The sequence below is a fragment of the Thauera sp. WH-1 genome (assembly GCF_047806685.1).
GTDB lineage: Bacteria > Pseudomonadota > Gammaproteobacteria > Burkholderiales > Rhodocyclaceae > Thauera.
This window is the reverse complement of sequence record NZ_JBLQGP010000023.1, coordinates 12,579-26,998: the sequence shown is the minus strand read 5'-3', so window position 1 is coordinate 26,998 and position 14,420 is coordinate 12,579. Positions and strand designations below refer to the sequence as shown.

At 67.8% G+C, this 14,420-nt stretch carries 8 protein-coding genes; 6 read left to right on the top strand and 2 right to left on the bottom strand.

Features of this window, described 5'->3' with window-relative positions; translation table 11 throughout:
• Both alaS and ACMV5O_RS18125 read left to right on the top strand, forming a co-directional pair.
• The gene (alaS, locus tag ACMV5O_RS18130) at nucleotides 1-2,622 is read left to right on the top strand and encodes an alanine--tRNA ligase (protein ID WP_416164792.1); all 2,622 of its coding nucleotides are present in this window, start codon (nucleotides 1-3) and stop codon (nucleotides 2,620-2,622) included.
• Between the two features lie 143 nt (nucleotides 2,623-2,765).
• On the top strand, nucleotides 2,766-3,167 hold the full coding sequence (locus ACMV5O_RS18125; RefSeq protein ID WP_416164791.1) for an FKBP-type peptidyl-prolyl cis-trans isomerase: 402 nt from the start codon (nucleotides 2,766-2,768) through the stop codon (nucleotides 3,165-3,167).
• Between the two features lie 89 nt (nucleotides 3,168-3,256).
• On the opposite strand, the gene ACMV5O_RS18120 is transcribed toward ACMV5O_RS18125, so the two are convergent.
• The gene (locus tag ACMV5O_RS18120; protein ID WP_416164790.1) at nucleotides 3,257-4,867 is read right to left on the bottom strand and encodes an MFS transporter; all 1,611 of its coding nucleotides are present in this window, start codon (nucleotides 4,865-4,867) and stop codon (nucleotides 3,257-3,259) included.
• Between the two features lie 63 nt (nucleotides 4,868-4,930).
• Nucleotides 4,931-5,710 (bottom strand): ParA family protein, encoded by a 780-nt coding sequence (locus ACMV5O_RS18115; RefSeq protein WP_416164789.1) that lies wholly within the window; start codon nucleotides 5,708-5,710, stop codon nucleotides 4,931-4,933.
• A 372-nt stretch (nucleotides 5,711-6,082) separates the two neighbouring features.
• Between ACMV5O_RS18115 and ACMV5O_RS18110 the strand changes: the two genes are divergently transcribed.
• From ACMV5O_RS18110 to dnaE, 4 genes are all read left to right on the top strand, one after another.
• Nucleotides 6,083-8,377: an NADP-dependent malic enzyme gene (locus tag ACMV5O_RS18110; protein WP_416164788.1), complete on the top strand. Its 2,295-nt coding sequence runs from the start codon at nucleotides 6,083-6,085 to the stop codon at nucleotides 8,375-8,377.
• A gap of 128 nt (nucleotides 8,378-8,505) precedes the next feature.
• Complete coding sequence (locus tag ACMV5O_RS18105; RefSeq protein ID WP_416164787.1) at nucleotides 8,506-9,750, top strand: phospholipase A; 1,245 nt, start codon at nucleotides 8,506-8,508, stop codon at nucleotides 9,748-9,750.
• Nucleotides 9,751-9,817: 67 nt separating this feature from the next.
• Nucleotides 9,818-10,792: a quinone oxidoreductase family protein gene (locus ACMV5O_RS18100; RefSeq protein ID WP_416164786.1), complete on the top strand. Its 975-nt coding sequence runs from the start codon at nucleotides 9,818-9,820 to the stop codon at nucleotides 10,790-10,792.
• A 114-nt stretch (nucleotides 10,793-10,906) separates the two neighbouring features.
• The gene (gene dnaE, locus ACMV5O_RS18095; protein ID WP_416164785.1) at nucleotides 10,907-14,413 is read left to right on the top strand and encodes a DNA polymerase III subunit alpha; all 3,507 of its coding nucleotides are present in this window, start codon (nucleotides 10,907-10,909) and stop codon (nucleotides 14,411-14,413) included.
• Nucleotides 14,414-14,420 lie beyond the last annotated feature (7 nt).

The window sequence follows — 14,420 nt, the reverse complement described above, 5'->3', positions numbered from 1 at the left end:
ATGAAATCCGCCGAAATCCGCGACGCCTTCCTGAAGTTTTTCGAATCCAAGGGCCACCAGATCGTGGCCTCCAGCTCGCTCGTGCCGCACGAGGACCCGACGCTGCTGTTCACCAACGCCGGCATGAACCAGTTCAAGGATGTGTTCCTCGGCTTCGACAAGCGTCCCTACACCCGTGCCACCACCTCGCAGAAATGCGTGCGCGCCGGCGGCAAGCACAACGACCTCGAGAACGTCGGCTACACCGCGCGCCACCACACTTTCTTCGAGATGCTGGGCAACTTCAGCTTCGGCGACTACTTCAAGCGCGACGCCATCGCCTACGCCTGGGAGCTGCTCACCGAGGTCTTCAAGCTGCCCAAGGACAAACTCTGGGTCACGGTGTATGCCGAGGACGACGAGGCCTACGACATCTGGACCAAGGAAGTCGGCGTACCGGCAGAGCGGGTGATCCGCATCGGCGACAACAAGGGCGCGCGCTACGCGTCCGACAATTTCTGGATGATGGGCGACACCGGTCCCTGCGGCCCGTGCACCGAGATCTTCTACGACCACGGCCCGCATATCTGGGGTGGCCCCCCGGGATCGCCCGAGGAAGACGGCGACCGCTACATCGAGATCTGGAACAACGTGTTCATGCAGTTCAACCGCGACGAGCAGGGCGTGATGCACCCGCTGCCCAAGCCCTCGGTGGACACCGGCATGGGCCTGGAGCGCATCTCGGCGGTGCTGCAGCATGTGCATGCCAACTACGAGATCGACCTCTTCCAGGCGCTGATCAAGGCCGCCGCGCGCGAGACCTCGGCCGCGGACATGGACTCGCCCTCGCTGAAGGTGCTGGCCGACCACATCCGCGCCTGCTCCTTCCTGATCGCCGACGGCGTGATCCCGGGCAACGAGGGCCGCGGCTATGTGCTGCGCCGCATCATCCGCCGCGCCATCCGCCACGGCTACAAGCTCGGCGCGCGCGCCGCCTTCTTCCACAAGATGGTGCCGGACCTGGTCGCCGAGATGGGCAGCGCCTATCCCGAGTTGAAGGAAGGCGAGCGCCGCATCATGGACGTGCTGCGCCAGGAAGAAGAGCGCTTCTTCGCCACCATCGAGAACGGCATGGCCATCGTCGAGTCCGAGCTCGCCGCGATGGAGGCCGCCGGCAAGAAGGTCTTCGACGGTAACACCGCCTTCAAGCTGCACGACACCTACGGTTTCCCGCTCGATCTCACCGCCGACATCTGCCGCGAGCGCGAGGTCACGGTGGACGCCGCCGCCTTCGACGCCGCGATGGCACGGCAGAAGGAGCAGGCGCGCGCCGCCGGCAAGTTCAAGATGGCGGCCAACCTGGAGTACGACGGCCCGGAGACCACCTTCCACGGCTACACGCTGCTGGAAGAGAAGGGCAACATCCTCGCGCTGTACAAGGACGGCGCCCTGGTCAATGAGCTGCTCGAGGGCGAGATGGGCGTGGTGGTGCTCGACCACACCCCGTTCTACGCCGAGTCCGGCGGCCAGGTCGGCGACCGTGGCGAGCTGCGCGGCGCCGCCGGCATCTTCGGCGTCGAGGACACGCAGAAGATCCAGGCCACGGTGTTCGGCCACCATGGCGTGGTACGCACCGGCAAGCTGGCCGTGGGGCAGGGCGTGGTCGCCCGGGTCGATGTCGCCGCGCGCGCCGCCACCGCACGCAACCACTCGGTCACCCACCTGATGCACAAGGCGTTGCGCGAGGTGCTCGGCACCCACGTGCAGCAGAAGGGCTCGCTGGTTGATCCCGACAAGACCCGCTTCGACTTCGTCCACACCGGGCCGATGACGGCCGAGGAGATTCGCGAGGTCGAGGAGCTCGTCAACCGCGAGATCCTTGCCAATACGGATACCAAGGCCGAATTGATGGCCCTCGAGGCGGCGCAGAAGACCGGCGCCATGATGCTGTTCGGCGAGAAGTACGGCGACGAGGTGCGCGTGCTGTCGATCGGCAGCACCCAGGAGTTGTGCGGCGGCACCCATGTGGCGCGCACCGGTGACATCGGTCTGTTCAAGATCGTGTCCGAAGGCGGCGTCGCCGCCGGCATCCGCCGCGTCGAGGCGATCACCGGCGAGAACGCGCTGCGTTACGCCCAGGAGCAGGAGCGTCGCGTGCAGGGCATGTCGGCGCTGCTCAAGGTCCAGCCCGACGAGGTCGCCGAGCGCGTCGCCGGCATCCTCGACAACGTGCGTGCGCTGGAGAAGGAGCTCGCCCGCCTCAAGGGCAAGCTCGCTGCCAGCCAGGGCGACGAGCTGGTGAGCCAGGCGGTCGAGGTCGGCGGCATCAAGGTGCTCGCCGCCGTGCTCGAAGGCGCCGACGTGCCCACCCTGCGCGACACCATGGACAAGCTCAAGGGCAAGCTCAAGTCGGCCGCGATCGTGCTGGCGAGCGTGGCCGAGGGCAAGGTCAGCCTGATCGCCGGCGTCACCGCCGACTACACGGGCAAGGTCAAGGCCGGCGAGCTGGTCAACTTCGTCGCCCAGCAGGTCGGCGGCAAGGGCGGCGGCCGTCCCGACATGGCCCAGGCCGGCGGCACCCAGCCGGAAAACCTGGCGGCGGCGCTGGCGGGGGTCAAGGAGTGGGTCGCCGGCAAGGTGTAAGCACCTGCCAGCCCTGCGGGTGGCGTCAAGGCGGCGCCGCGCGCAGGGCGTGATGCGTCCTGAAGTGCCTGCGCCCGGCGAGTGCCGGTCGCAGGCGATCCCTGTCCTGTCGCGGAACGCACGCGGCTCAATTGGAGTGATAGATGCGCCACCTGGTCCTGCTTGCCCTGCTTCCTCTCACCGTCGCCGAGGCGGCCGGTCCTGAGACCGTGACCCTGCCTTCGGGCGTCGCCGTCCAAACCTACCGTCAGGGCGATGGCTCCCGCTCGCCGACCTTGGCCGACGTCGTGCGCGTGCACTATCAGGGCACGCTCGCCAACGGCAAGGCGTTCGACAGCTCCTACGATCGCGGGCAGCCGGCGGAGCTGCCGCTGGAGGCGCTGATTCCGTGCTGGCAGGAGGTGCTGAAGCAGATGTCCCCGGGCGGTGCGGTGCGCATCGTGTGCCCGCCGCAGACCGCCTACGGCAGCCGTGGCGTGGCGGGAAAGGTGCCGCCGGACAGTACACTGAACTTCGTGATCGAACTGCTCGAGGTCAAGCGCTGAGCTCGCTGTCCTGATCCGGAGCCCTGCAGGGACGGCGCCTGGCCCGATGAAGGGCTCGAGGACGAGATCGGCCTGGTCGGTGCAAGGACTCAGCCGTCCGGTCCGCGGATCGGCTCACCGATGTAGCGCCGGGTCTTGGGCGCTTCGGGGCCGATGTGAAAGGCCTGACGGCGCTTGAACAGGCCGGCGTCGGCGGCCGTGAAACGTTCCAGCCGGCGCTGGTGCTCGACCCAGTTTTCGTCCAGGAAATACTCGATGTAGCGGCCGGGCTGGGCGGTGTCGCGGAACAGCCCCCAGGACAGCGCGCCCTGGCGCAGGCGCGCCAGCCGTGTTTCGCGCATCACCGCACCGAAGTCCTCGGCGCGTAAGGGGTCGATCAGGTACTCCACGGTCACCATCACCGGCCCCTCGTTCGGCTCGATGTCGATCACCGGTGGCGGCGCGGTGACCGTGGCCGGCGCCGGCGACAGGTCCTCGTCCTCCACGCCGCCCGCACCGTGGCGCAGCGTGAGTAACAGCACCAGTGGGCCGATCAGGGCTGCGGCGGCGATGCTGGTCTGCACCGAGCTGTGGGTCGCGACCGAGCCCCACAGTGCGGCGCCGGCGGCGCTGCCGCCCATCAAGGCCATCTGGTAGATCGACATGCCGCGCGCGCGCACCCAGTTTGGCAGGGCGAGCTGGGCGGCCACCGTGAGCGAATTGGCGGTGGCGATCCATGCCACCCCGGCCACCGCCATGGCCGGCACCGCGAACCAGAGCGAGGGCGACAGGGCGACACCGACCGCGGCGAGCGCGTGTACGCAGGTGCCCCAGTAGACCATGCGGTCGCGCGGGATAACGCGGCGCAGGCGGTTCAGATTGAAGGCGGTGACGACGGCGCCGCCACCCATTGCCACCAGAAGTGCGGTGAAGGTCTCCGGACCGCCCTCGTTCATGCGGCGCGCAATCAGCGGCAGCAGGGCGGTGAGCGAACTCGATTGGAGGAAGAACAGGAAGATGCGCAGCAGCACCACGCGCATGCGTGGCGAGCGCGCCACGTGCTGCAGGCCGACCCGCATCGCGGCGAAGAAGCGCTCGCCGGGCAGCGCGCTCACCTTCGGCTCCGAGCGCCAGCGCAGGATCAGCGCGAAGGCGATGACCGTCAGCACCGCGTTGAGCAAGAACACGTAGGTGCTGCCTACGGTGGCAAGGAGTGCGCCAGCGATGACCGGCCCGATCACGCGCGACATGTTCATCGCGATGCCGTTGAGCGCGAGCGCCGCGGGCAGCTCGGCGCGCGGCACCACGTCCGGCACGATCGCGGCGAACACCGGCCAGCGCATCGCCATGCCGATGCCGTTGGCGAAGGTCAGGCCGAGCAGCAGCGGGGCGGTCAGCGCATCCGCATAGGAAAACGCCGCCAGCAGGATGGCCGTGATGCCGACCCAGACCTGGGTGAGGGCGAAATACCGGCGCCGGTCCACGATGTCGGCCAGTGCGCCGCTCGGCAGCCCGAGCACGAACACCGGCAGGGTCGAGGCGGCCTGCACCATGGCGACCATGAAGGCATTGTCGGTGAGCGAAGTCATCAGCCAGGCGGAGGCGACTTCGTTCATCCACATCGTCACGTTGGCGGCGAGCCAGGCCAGCCACAGCATCCGGAACACGGGGCCGCGCGGCGGCGCCAGGGCAGAGGGATCAGCTGCTGCGGGCGCGGACAAGCGGAGACCTCGGGGGCGGGGCGGGGTGGGGATGGGGGTACCCGGCCGATGGAGGGCGCGCCATCAGGTCCCGTACTTGCGCACCAACGTGTCGTGCAGCGCGACGAACTCCTGCGACAGCTTGTGCCTGGGGTCGAGATGGATCATCGGCTTGGCCTGTTCGTGCGACTCCTTGATCTTCACCGAGGCCGACAGGTAGGGCTGCAGCACCGGCAGGCCCTCGTCGATGAGCTCCTGCACGACTTTCTGCGGCAGGCTGGCGCGCGGCTGGAACTGATTGACGACGATGCCCTCGACCTGCAGCGGGCGGTTATGGTCGGCCTTGATCTCCTCCACGTTCTCGAGCAGCGCGTAAAGCGCCCGGCGCGAGAACTCGTCGCAATCGAAGGGAATGAGGCAGGTATCGGCGGCGATCAGCGCCGATCGGGTGAAGAAGTTGAGCGCCGGCGGGGTGTCGATGTAGACGCAGTCGAAGTCCTCGGCGAGTTCCGCGAGCGCGTCGCGCAGCTTGTAGATTTTGTAGCGCGACTCGAGCTTGGACTGCAGCTCCTCGAGCTGCGGATGCGAGGGCATCACATGCAGGCCCTCGAAGGGCGTGGCGACGACGAATTCGGCGGTGTCGCGCGGGTTAAGCTTGAAGTTCAGCGTCTGATCGAAGAAATCGGCCAGCGTCGCATCGAGCGCTTCGCCGCCGGTGCCCATCAGGTACTGGGTGGAGTTGCCTTGCGGGTCGAGGTCGACGACGAGGGTGCGCTTGCCCTGCTGTGCGCTGATTGCGGCCAGGTTGCAGGTGATGGTCGACTTGCCAACCCCGCCTTTCTGATTGAACACCACTCGCCGCATGCCTTTCTCCCCTGTTCGTGTGGGTAACGCGCTGCGTTCGGCGCGTCCGGAGCCCGCATTCTGCCAAAAAGACATCACCGTCGGGGCGGATGCGCTGCTTTGGTTGGGCTCGAGTTGGGCTCGACGCCCTGGCGTGATGCGGCGGATCAGTGGAGCGCGATGCCAAAGCACGGGTGGCTGCGCTAAACTTCCGCGACGTCAATCGAGGTCGTTCCTGTGCCGCCGAGGCGCAGAAAATAACAATATCATTTTCCCGCGAACATCCCGAACGATGCCTACGGCGCGCGGCCGTCCCGGCCCGACGCTGCCCTGTGGGCGACTTGTCGCCCGCGTTGCCACAAAACAGACCTCACGAATTGTAGAGGGGAGAACATGGATCAGGACTTCATCGCTGCTGCACTCGACTATCACCGTTCGCCCACGCGCGGCAAGATTTCAGTCGTGCCCACCAAGGGCCTCACCAACCAGCGCGACCTCGCACTCGCCTATTCGCCCGGCGTCGCGGCCGCGTGCGACGCGATCGTCGCCGACCCCGCCGAGGCCTTCGAGCTCACCAGCCGCGGCAATCTGGTGGCGGTGGTCACCAATGGCACGGCGGTGCTCGGCCTGGGCAACATCGGCCCGCTCGCCTCCAAGCCGGTCATGGAGGGCAAGGGCTGCCTGTTCAAGAAGTTCGCCAACATCGACGTCTTCGACATCGAGCTGGCCGAGAACGACCCCGACAAGCTGATCGAGATCATCGCCGCGCTCGAGCCCACCCTGGGCGGCATCAATCTCGAGGACATCAAGGCGCCCGAGTGCTTCTACATCGAGAAGAAGCTGCGCGAGCGCATGAAGATCCCGGTCTTCCACGACGACCAGCACGGCACCGCGATCATCTCCGCCGCCGGCCTGTTGAACGGCCTCAAGGTCATCGGCAAGGACATCGGCACGGTCAAGCTGGTGTGCTCGGGCGCAGGTGCGGCGGCGATCGCCTGCCTCGACCTGATGGTCAGCCTCGGCCTCAAGCGCGAGAACATCACCGTCTGCGACTCCAAGGGTGTCATCTTCGAGGGCCGCGAGGCCCACATGGAGCCGACCAAGGCGCGTTATGCGCAGACGACCGAGGCGCGCACCCTCGGTGACGCCATCGTCGGTGCCGACGTCTTCCTGGGGCTGTCGACCGCGGGCGTGCTCAAGCCCGAGATGGTGGCGAAGATGGCCGACAAGCCGCTGATCTTCGCGCTCGCCAACCCGAACCCCGAGATCCTGCCGGCCGACGCCAAGGCCGTGCGCCCGGACTGCATCATCGCCACCGGCCGTTCGGACTTCCCGAACCAGGTCAACAACGTGCTGTGCTTCCCCTTCATCTTCCGCGGTGCGCTCGACGTCGGCGCGACCACGATCAACGAGGAGATGAAGCTCGCCTGCGTGAAGGCGATCGCCGAGCTCGCCGAGGCCGAGGCCAGCGACATCGTCGCCAGCGCCTACGGCGGCCACGAGCTGAGCTTCGGCCCCGAGTACATCATTCCCAAGCCCTTCGATCCGCGCCTGATCGTCAAGATCGCGCCGGCGGTGGCGAAGGCGGCGATGGACTCGGGCGTGGCCACCAAGCCCATCGAAGACTTCGATGCCTACGTCACCAGCCTGACCGGCTTCGTCTACCAGTCCGGCATCGTCATGAAGCCGGTGTTCTCGGCCGCTAAGGCGGTGCCGATGGAACAGAAGCGGGTGATCTACGCCGAGGGTGAGGACGAGCGCGTGCTGCATGCGGTGCGCGTGGTGCTCGACGAGGGTCTGGCGCGTCCGATCCTGATCGGCCGCCCCGAAGTGATCGAGATGCGGATCAAGAAGATCGGCCTCAACCTGGTGCCCGAGCGCGACTTCGAGATCGTCAATCCCGAATCCGATCCGCGTTACCGCGAGCTGTGGACCGAGTACTACAAGCTGATGAGCCGCGACGGCGTCACCCCCGATGTGGCCAAGGCCCGCGTCCGCCGTGACACCACGCTGATCGGCGTCATGTTGCTGCGCCGCGGCGACGCCAATGCGATGGTGTGCGGGACCGTCGGCGCCTACGGGCATCACCTCAGGCAGGTCGCCGACGTCATCGGCCTGGCGTCCGGCGCCAAACAGTTCGCGGCGATGAACCTGCTGCTGCTGACCAAGCGCATGCTGGCGATCACCGATACCTACGTGAACGAGAACCCGAGCGCCGAGGAGGTGGCCGAGATCGCCCGCATGGCCGCCGACGAGCTGCGTCGCTTTGGCATCGAGCCGAGCGTGGCGCTGCTGTCGCACTCCAACTTCGGCAGCTCGAGCTCGGCTTCCGCACGCAAGATGCGCCGGGCCTGCGAGATCCTGCATGCCAGCGCCCCGGACCTCAACGTCGATGGCGAGATGCACGGCGACGCCGCGCTGTCGCAGGAGATGCGCGACAAGCTGCATCCGGACTCCCGCCTCAAGGGCGAGGCCAACCTGCTGGTGATGCCCAACCTCGACGCCGCCAACATCTCCTTCAACCTGATGAAGATGGCCAACGGCGATGGCGTTTCGGTGGGGCCGATCCTGCTCGGCGCGGCCAAGCCGGTGCACATCGTGACGCCCTCGGCCACGGTGCGCCGCCTGGTCAACATGACCGCGCTGGCGGTGGTGGACGCCAAGGAGTCGCGCAACGCCAGTGCCTGATCAGGCCGGGCGGCTTGCGCTGCGAGCCGCCGGCGCGCTGCTTTCACGCATGAGGGCAGCGCTGTCATTCACGGGGCCGCCCTGCGAGGGGCTGCCCCGCTTTGTCTTTGTCGTACCGGAAGCGCCCGATGAAGAATCCGAGATCGTTCCCTCTGCGCCCCCTGCTGCTGGCGGTTGTGTTCGTCCTGACCACGCCGGCGGCGGTCGCCGCCGACTGGCTGCTGGCGGCGCCCGAGTTGCGGGTGGTGCCGGGGCAGCGTTTCGAGGTGGTGGTGATCGGTGGTGGGCGCGCGGAGAACTGGCCCGCCCGCCTGCCCGCGCGCATCGAGCTGCCCGGTGGCGGTCCGCGCATCGCGGTCGAGCTGGTGGCGATCGGCAAGGCGGAGGCGAACGCGCGCCAGCGCCGCTACTTTGCGCGCTGGCCGATGGAGGTGGCAGGCGTGGCTACGCTTGCGCTTGCCGATCACCCCTCGGCGCGCCTGCTGCTCGATGGTGGTGCGGCGACCCGGGTGGTCTCGGCGCCGACCGAGACGCCTGCAGGCAGTGCGGCGGCGGGCGGCGCGAACCCATCGCCCGCGCCGGTCGCGGTGGCGCCCGCTACCTCGGTGGCGCCGATGGCGCGGGTTGCCGACGTGTCCGCGGATCCGACGCCCGTCGAGCCCTCCGCCCTGGGCTTCCACGAGCCGATGTACTTCCTCATCGGCGGCAAGGATCCGGTGAGCGCGCGCTTCCAGTTCAGCTTCCGCTACCGCATCTTTGACGAGCAGGGGGTGGTGGCCGAGACGCTCCCGGTGGCGAGCGGGGTGTATTTCGGCTTCACCCAGACCTCGCTGTGGGACCTGCAGTCAGAGTCGAGACCGTTTCGCGACTCCAGCTTCCGGCCCTCGCTGTTCTACCGCTGGGGCCTGGACGATCCCGCGGGGCGCGGCTCGCTGGCGCTGTCCGGGGGCTACGAGCACGAATCCAACGGCCGGGAGGACATGCCCTCGCGCAGTATCGACACCGTGTTTGCACGTGTCGAGGCGCGCATGCGGCTGGACGCCTCAGGCACCTACCTGGGCATCGCGCCCAAGTTCTGGACCTACCTCGACCGCGAGGACAACCCCGACATTGCGCGCTACCGCGGCCATGCCGAACTCGGCCTGCGCATCGGCCGCGACGACGCGCTGCTGTTCTCGACGCTGATCCGGCGTGGGAGTGCGGGCAAGATGGGGACCCAGTTCGACCTGTCGTATCCGCTTCGACGCAGCGTGTTCTCCGGTGTGGGGGCGTTCGTCCACTTGCAGGCCTTCAAGGGCTACGGCGAAACCCTGCTCGAGTACGATCAGCACAAGGAGACGCAGTATCGGTTGGGGATTTCGCTGGTACGCTGAGCGCCCCATCCGGCCCCGACAACGACGCGCCGCGCGCGGCGCATTTGGACAGACGAGGAGTTTGCGCATGAACCATGCGATCCGTTTTCACCGCACTGGCGGCCCTGAAGTCCTGCAGTGGGAGGCGATCGAGCCGCCGCCGCCCGGTCCGGGCGAGGCCCGCCTGCGTCATCATGCGGTGGGCCTGAACTTCATCGACACCTATCACCGCAGCGGGCTTTACCCGCTGCCGCTGCCGTCAGGTCTGGGCATGGAAGGCGCGGGCGTGGTCGAAGCGGTGGGCGAGGGGGTGACCGAGGTGAAGATCGGCGACCGCGTGGCCTACACCAACGGGCCGCTCGACGCCTACTCCGAGGTCCGCAACATTCCCGCGCACCACCTCGTGGTGCTGCCGGACGACATCGCTTTCGAGCAGGGTGCGGCGATGATGCTGCAGGGTCTCACCGCGCACTACCTGCTGCACGCCACCTATCCGGTGAAGGCGGGCGAGACGATCCTGGTGCATGCGGCCGCGGGCGGCGTGGGCTCGATCCTGGTGCAGTGGGCCAAAGGGCTCGGGGCCAGCGTGATCGGCACCGTGGGCAGCGACGACAAGGCGGTGCGTGCCAAGGCGCTCGGCTGCGACCACGTGATCGTGTACACGCGCGAGAGATTCCCCGAGCGCGTCCGCGAGCTCACCGGCGGCAAGGGTGTGGCGGTGGTGTATGACTCGGTCGGTCGCGACACCTTCCTCGATTCGGTCGCCTGCCTGCAGCGCCGCGGCACCATGGTGAGCTACGGCAACGCCACCGGCCCGGTGGCGCCCTTCGACTGCGCGCTGCTGCACAAGGCGGGCTCGGTCTACGTGACGCGTCCCGGCCTGCCCGATTACATCGCCACCCGCGACGAGCTCCTCGAGCGCGCGGCCGCCCTATTCGAGGTGGTGCGCAGCGGCAAGGTGAAGATCGAGGTCATGCAGCGTTATGCGCTCAAGGACGCCGCCCAGGCACATCGCGATCTCGAGGCGCGCAGGACGACCGGTTCGACCGTGCTGCTGCCCTGAGGGCCGAGGCTTTCTCGACAGGGGCCTGTTCTGCCCGGGCGTACTTGAGGCTGATCGGGCCAATCAGGCTGATCAGGCGCGGATAGGCCGGTAGCCTCGGGTAAAATCCCGCGCATGAATGCCCCTGACCGCTCTTTGGCCGAACCCCGCTTCGTCCACCTCCGACTTCACTCCGAATACTCGATCACCGACGGCATCGTCCAGCTCGACCAGGCGATCGCCGCCGTCGCGGCCGATGGCATGCCGGCGCTCGGCGTGTCCGATCTGGCCAACCTGTTCGGCATGGTCAAGTTCTACAAGGGCGCGCGCGGCAAGGGCGTCAAGCCCATCGTCGGCGTTGATGCCTGGATCCAGAACGAGGCCGAGCGCGACAAGCCCCACCGGGTGCTGCTGATCTGCCGCAACCGGGCGGGCTATGGCCAGCTGTGCGAGCTGCTGACGCGCGCCTACATGGAGAACAAGTACCGCGGCCGCGCCGAGATGCGCCGCGCCTGGTTCGAGGGCGGCGCGGCGAGCGAGTTGCTGTGCCTGTCCGGCGCGATGAGCGGCGACGTCGGCACGGCGATCGCCGCCGGCAACCTGGCGCTCGCCGAGCAGCTCGCCGCCGACTGGGCGCGCCTGTTTCCCGATGCCTTCTACATCGAGGTCCAGCGCGCCGGCCATCCGGGCACCGAGGGTTACATCCGCCACGCGGTGGACATCGCCGGCCGCCTCGGGCTGCCGGTGGTGGCGACCCACCCGGTGCAGTTCCTGAAGCGCGAGGATTTCCAGGCCCATGAGGCACGGGTGTGCATCGCGCAGGGCTACGTGCTGGCGGACAAGCGCCGCCCGCGCGAGTTCACCGAAGAGCAGTACCTCAAGAGCCAGGCCGAGATGTGCGCGCTCTTCGCCGACCTCCCCGAGGCGCTCGAGAACGCGGTCGAGATCGCCCGCCGCTGCTCGCTGACGGTGCAGCTCGGCAAGAACTTCCTGCCGCTGTTCCCGACGCCCGACGGCATGACGCTGGACGACTTCCTCGTGCAGGAAGCCAAGGACGGCCTCGAGCGCCGCCTTGCCCAGCTCTATCCCGACTCCGAGGAGCGCGAGAAACAGCGCCCGCGCTACGAGGAGCGGCTCAAGTTCGAGACCGACACCATCATCCAGATGGGCTTCCCCGGCTACTTCCTGATCGTTGCGGACTTCATCCGCTGGGGCAAGAAGAACGGTGTGCCGGTCGGCCCGGGCCGCGGCTCGGGCGCCGGCTCGCTGGTGGCCTATTCGCTCGACATCACCGACCTCGACCCGCTGGAGTACGCGCTGCTGTTCGAGCGCTTCCTGAACCCCGAGCGCGTGTCGATGCCCGACTTCGACATCGACTTCTGCCAGGACAACCGCTACCGCGTCATCGAGTATGTGCGCGAGCGCTACGGCAAGGACGCCGTGAGCCAGATCGCCACCTTCGGCACCATGGCCTCGAAGGCGGTGGTCCGCGACGTCGGCCGCGTGCTCGACCTGCCTTACGGCCTGTGCGACCGCCTCTCCAAGCTGATCCCGATCGAGGGCGCCAAGCCCGTCTCGCTGAACAAGGCCTACGAGATGGAGCCGCAGATCGGCGAGATGATGAAGGACGGCAACGACGGCGAGGCCATCCAGACCCTGTGGGGGCTGGCGCAGCCGCTCGAAGGCCTGTCGCGCAACGTCGGCATGCACGCCGGCGGCGTGCTGATCGCGCCCGGCAAGCTCACCGACTTCTGCCCGCTCTACATCGCCGACGGTGACGACGCCACGCCGGTGTCGCAGTTCGACAAGGACGACGTCGAGGCCGTCGGCCTGGTGAAGTTCGACTTCCTGGGCCTGCGCAACCTCACCATCATCGAGCTGGCGCTCGAATACATCGCGCGCATGACCGGCAGCCGCCCCGACCTGATGAGCCTGGGTTTCGAGGACCCCGCCGCCTATCAGGTCCTGAAGGACGCCAACACCACGGCGATCTTCCAGGTCGAATCGGACGGCATGAAGAAGCTGCTGAAGAAGCTCGCGCCCGACCGCTTCGAGGACATCATCGCGGTGCTCGCGCTCTATCGGCCGGGTCCGCTGGGTTCGGGCATGGTGGACGACTTCATCCTGCGCAAGAAGGGCCAGCAGGAGATCGACTACTTCCACCCCGACCTGAAAGCCTGCCTGGAACCGACCTACGGCGTCATCGTGTACCAGGAACAGGTGATGCAGATCTCCCAGATCATCGGCGGCTACACGCTTGGCGGCGCCGACATGCTGCGCCGGGCGATGGGCAAGAAGAAGGCCGACGAGATGGCCAAGCACCGCGCCACCATCGCCGAGGGCGCGAAGCAGAAGGGCTATGACCCGGCGCTGGCCGAGCAGCTCTTCGACCTGATGACCAAGTTCGCGGAGTACGGCTTCAACAAGTCGCACACCGCCGCCTACGCGGTCGTCACCTACCACACCGCCTGGCTCAAGGCGCACCACTGCGCGGCCTTCATGGCGGCGACGATGTCGTCCGACCTGGACAACACCGACACGGTCAAGATCTTCTACGAGGACACGCTCGCCAACGGCATCGCGGTGCTGCCGCCGGATGTGAACGCCTCCGATTACCGCTTCGTGCCGGTGGATCGCAAGACCATCCGCTACGGCCTGGGGGCGGTGAAGGGGGTCGGCGAGCCGGCGGTGAGGGCGATCCTGGGTGCGCGCGACAAGGGTGGCGAGTTCCGCGACCTGTTCGAGTTCTGCGAGCGCGTCGACCGCCGCATGGTGAACCGCCGGGTGATCGAGGCCCTGATCCGCGCCGGGGCGATGGACACGCTGGAGGGGCACGAAGGACTGGACCGCGCGCAACTGATGGCGACCGTGGCGCTGGCGATGGAGGCGGCCGAGCAGGCCGCGGCCAATGCGATGCAGGGCGGGCTGTTCGACATGCTGCCGGAGGCGGCCGGCGCCGCCCCCCAGTTCGCCCGCATCCGCCCGTGGGGCGAGCGCGAGCGGCTGAAGGAAGAGAAGCTCGCGATCGGCTTCTTCCTCTCCGGCCATCCCTTCAACGCCTTCAAAGCCGAGGTGCGCCGCTTCGTGCGCCGCACGTTGGCCCAGATCGAACCCTCGCGCGACCTCACCCTGCTCGCCGGCGTGGTCATGGAGCAGCGCACCAAGGTCGGCAACCGCGGCAAGATGGCCTTCGTGCAGATCGACGACGGCACCGAGCCGCGCGAGGTCACGGTGTATTCCGAGGTGCTGGAGGCCAGCCGCGGCAAGATCGTCACCGACGAGGTGGTCGTGGTCGAGGCCAAGGTCAGCAACGACGACTTCTCGGGTGGCCTGCGCATCATTGCCGATCGCATCCTGACCCTCGGTGAGGCGCGCAGCCGCTTTGCGCGCGCGCTGCAATTGCGCATCAATGGCGAGGTTGGCAGCAGCGGCGGGCCGGTGGCCGCGGCCGGCAAGCTGCAGACCCTGCTCGAGCCCTTCCGTGAAGGCGGCTGCCCGATCCGTGTCAGCTACCGCAACGAGGCCGCCGAGGCCGATCTGCCCTTGGGGGATGGCTGGCGGGTGCGCCCGGACGATGCGCTGCTAGAGAGCCTGCGCGAGTGGCTGCCCCCTGAGGCGGTCGAGGTCGTCTATCCGGCTTGATATCTTT

What these genes read in the sequence shown, in the direction of transcription:
- alaS (WP_416164792.1), top strand. Translation starts at nt 1, where the DNA reads ATGAAATCCGCCGAAATCCGCGACGCCTTCCTGAAGTTTTTCGAATCC.
- ACMV5O_RS18105 (WP_416164787.1), top strand. Translation starts at nt 8,506, where the DNA reads ATGAAGAATCCGAGATCGTTCCCTCTGCGCCCCCTGCTGCTGGCGGTT.
- ACMV5O_RS18125 (WP_416164791.1), top strand. Translation starts at nt 2,766, where the DNA reads ATGCGCCACCTGGTCCTGCTTGCCCTGCTTCCTCTCACCGTCGCCGAG.
- ACMV5O_RS18110 (WP_416164788.1), top strand. Translation starts at nt 6,083, where the DNA reads ATGGATCAGGACTTCATCGCTGCTGCACTCGACTATCACCGTTCGCCC.
- ACMV5O_RS18115 (WP_416164789.1), bottom strand. Translation starts at nt 5,710, where the DNA reads ATGCGGCGAGTGGTGTTCAATCAGAAAGGCGGGGTTGGCAAGTCGACC.
- dnaE (WP_416164785.1), top strand. Translation starts at nt 10,907, where the DNA reads ATGAATGCCCCTGACCGCTCTTTGGCCGAACCCCGCTTCGTCCACCTC.
- ACMV5O_RS18100 (WP_416164786.1), top strand. Translation starts at nt 9,818, where the DNA reads ATGAACCATGCGATCCGTTTTCACCGCACTGGCGGCCCTGAAGTCCTG.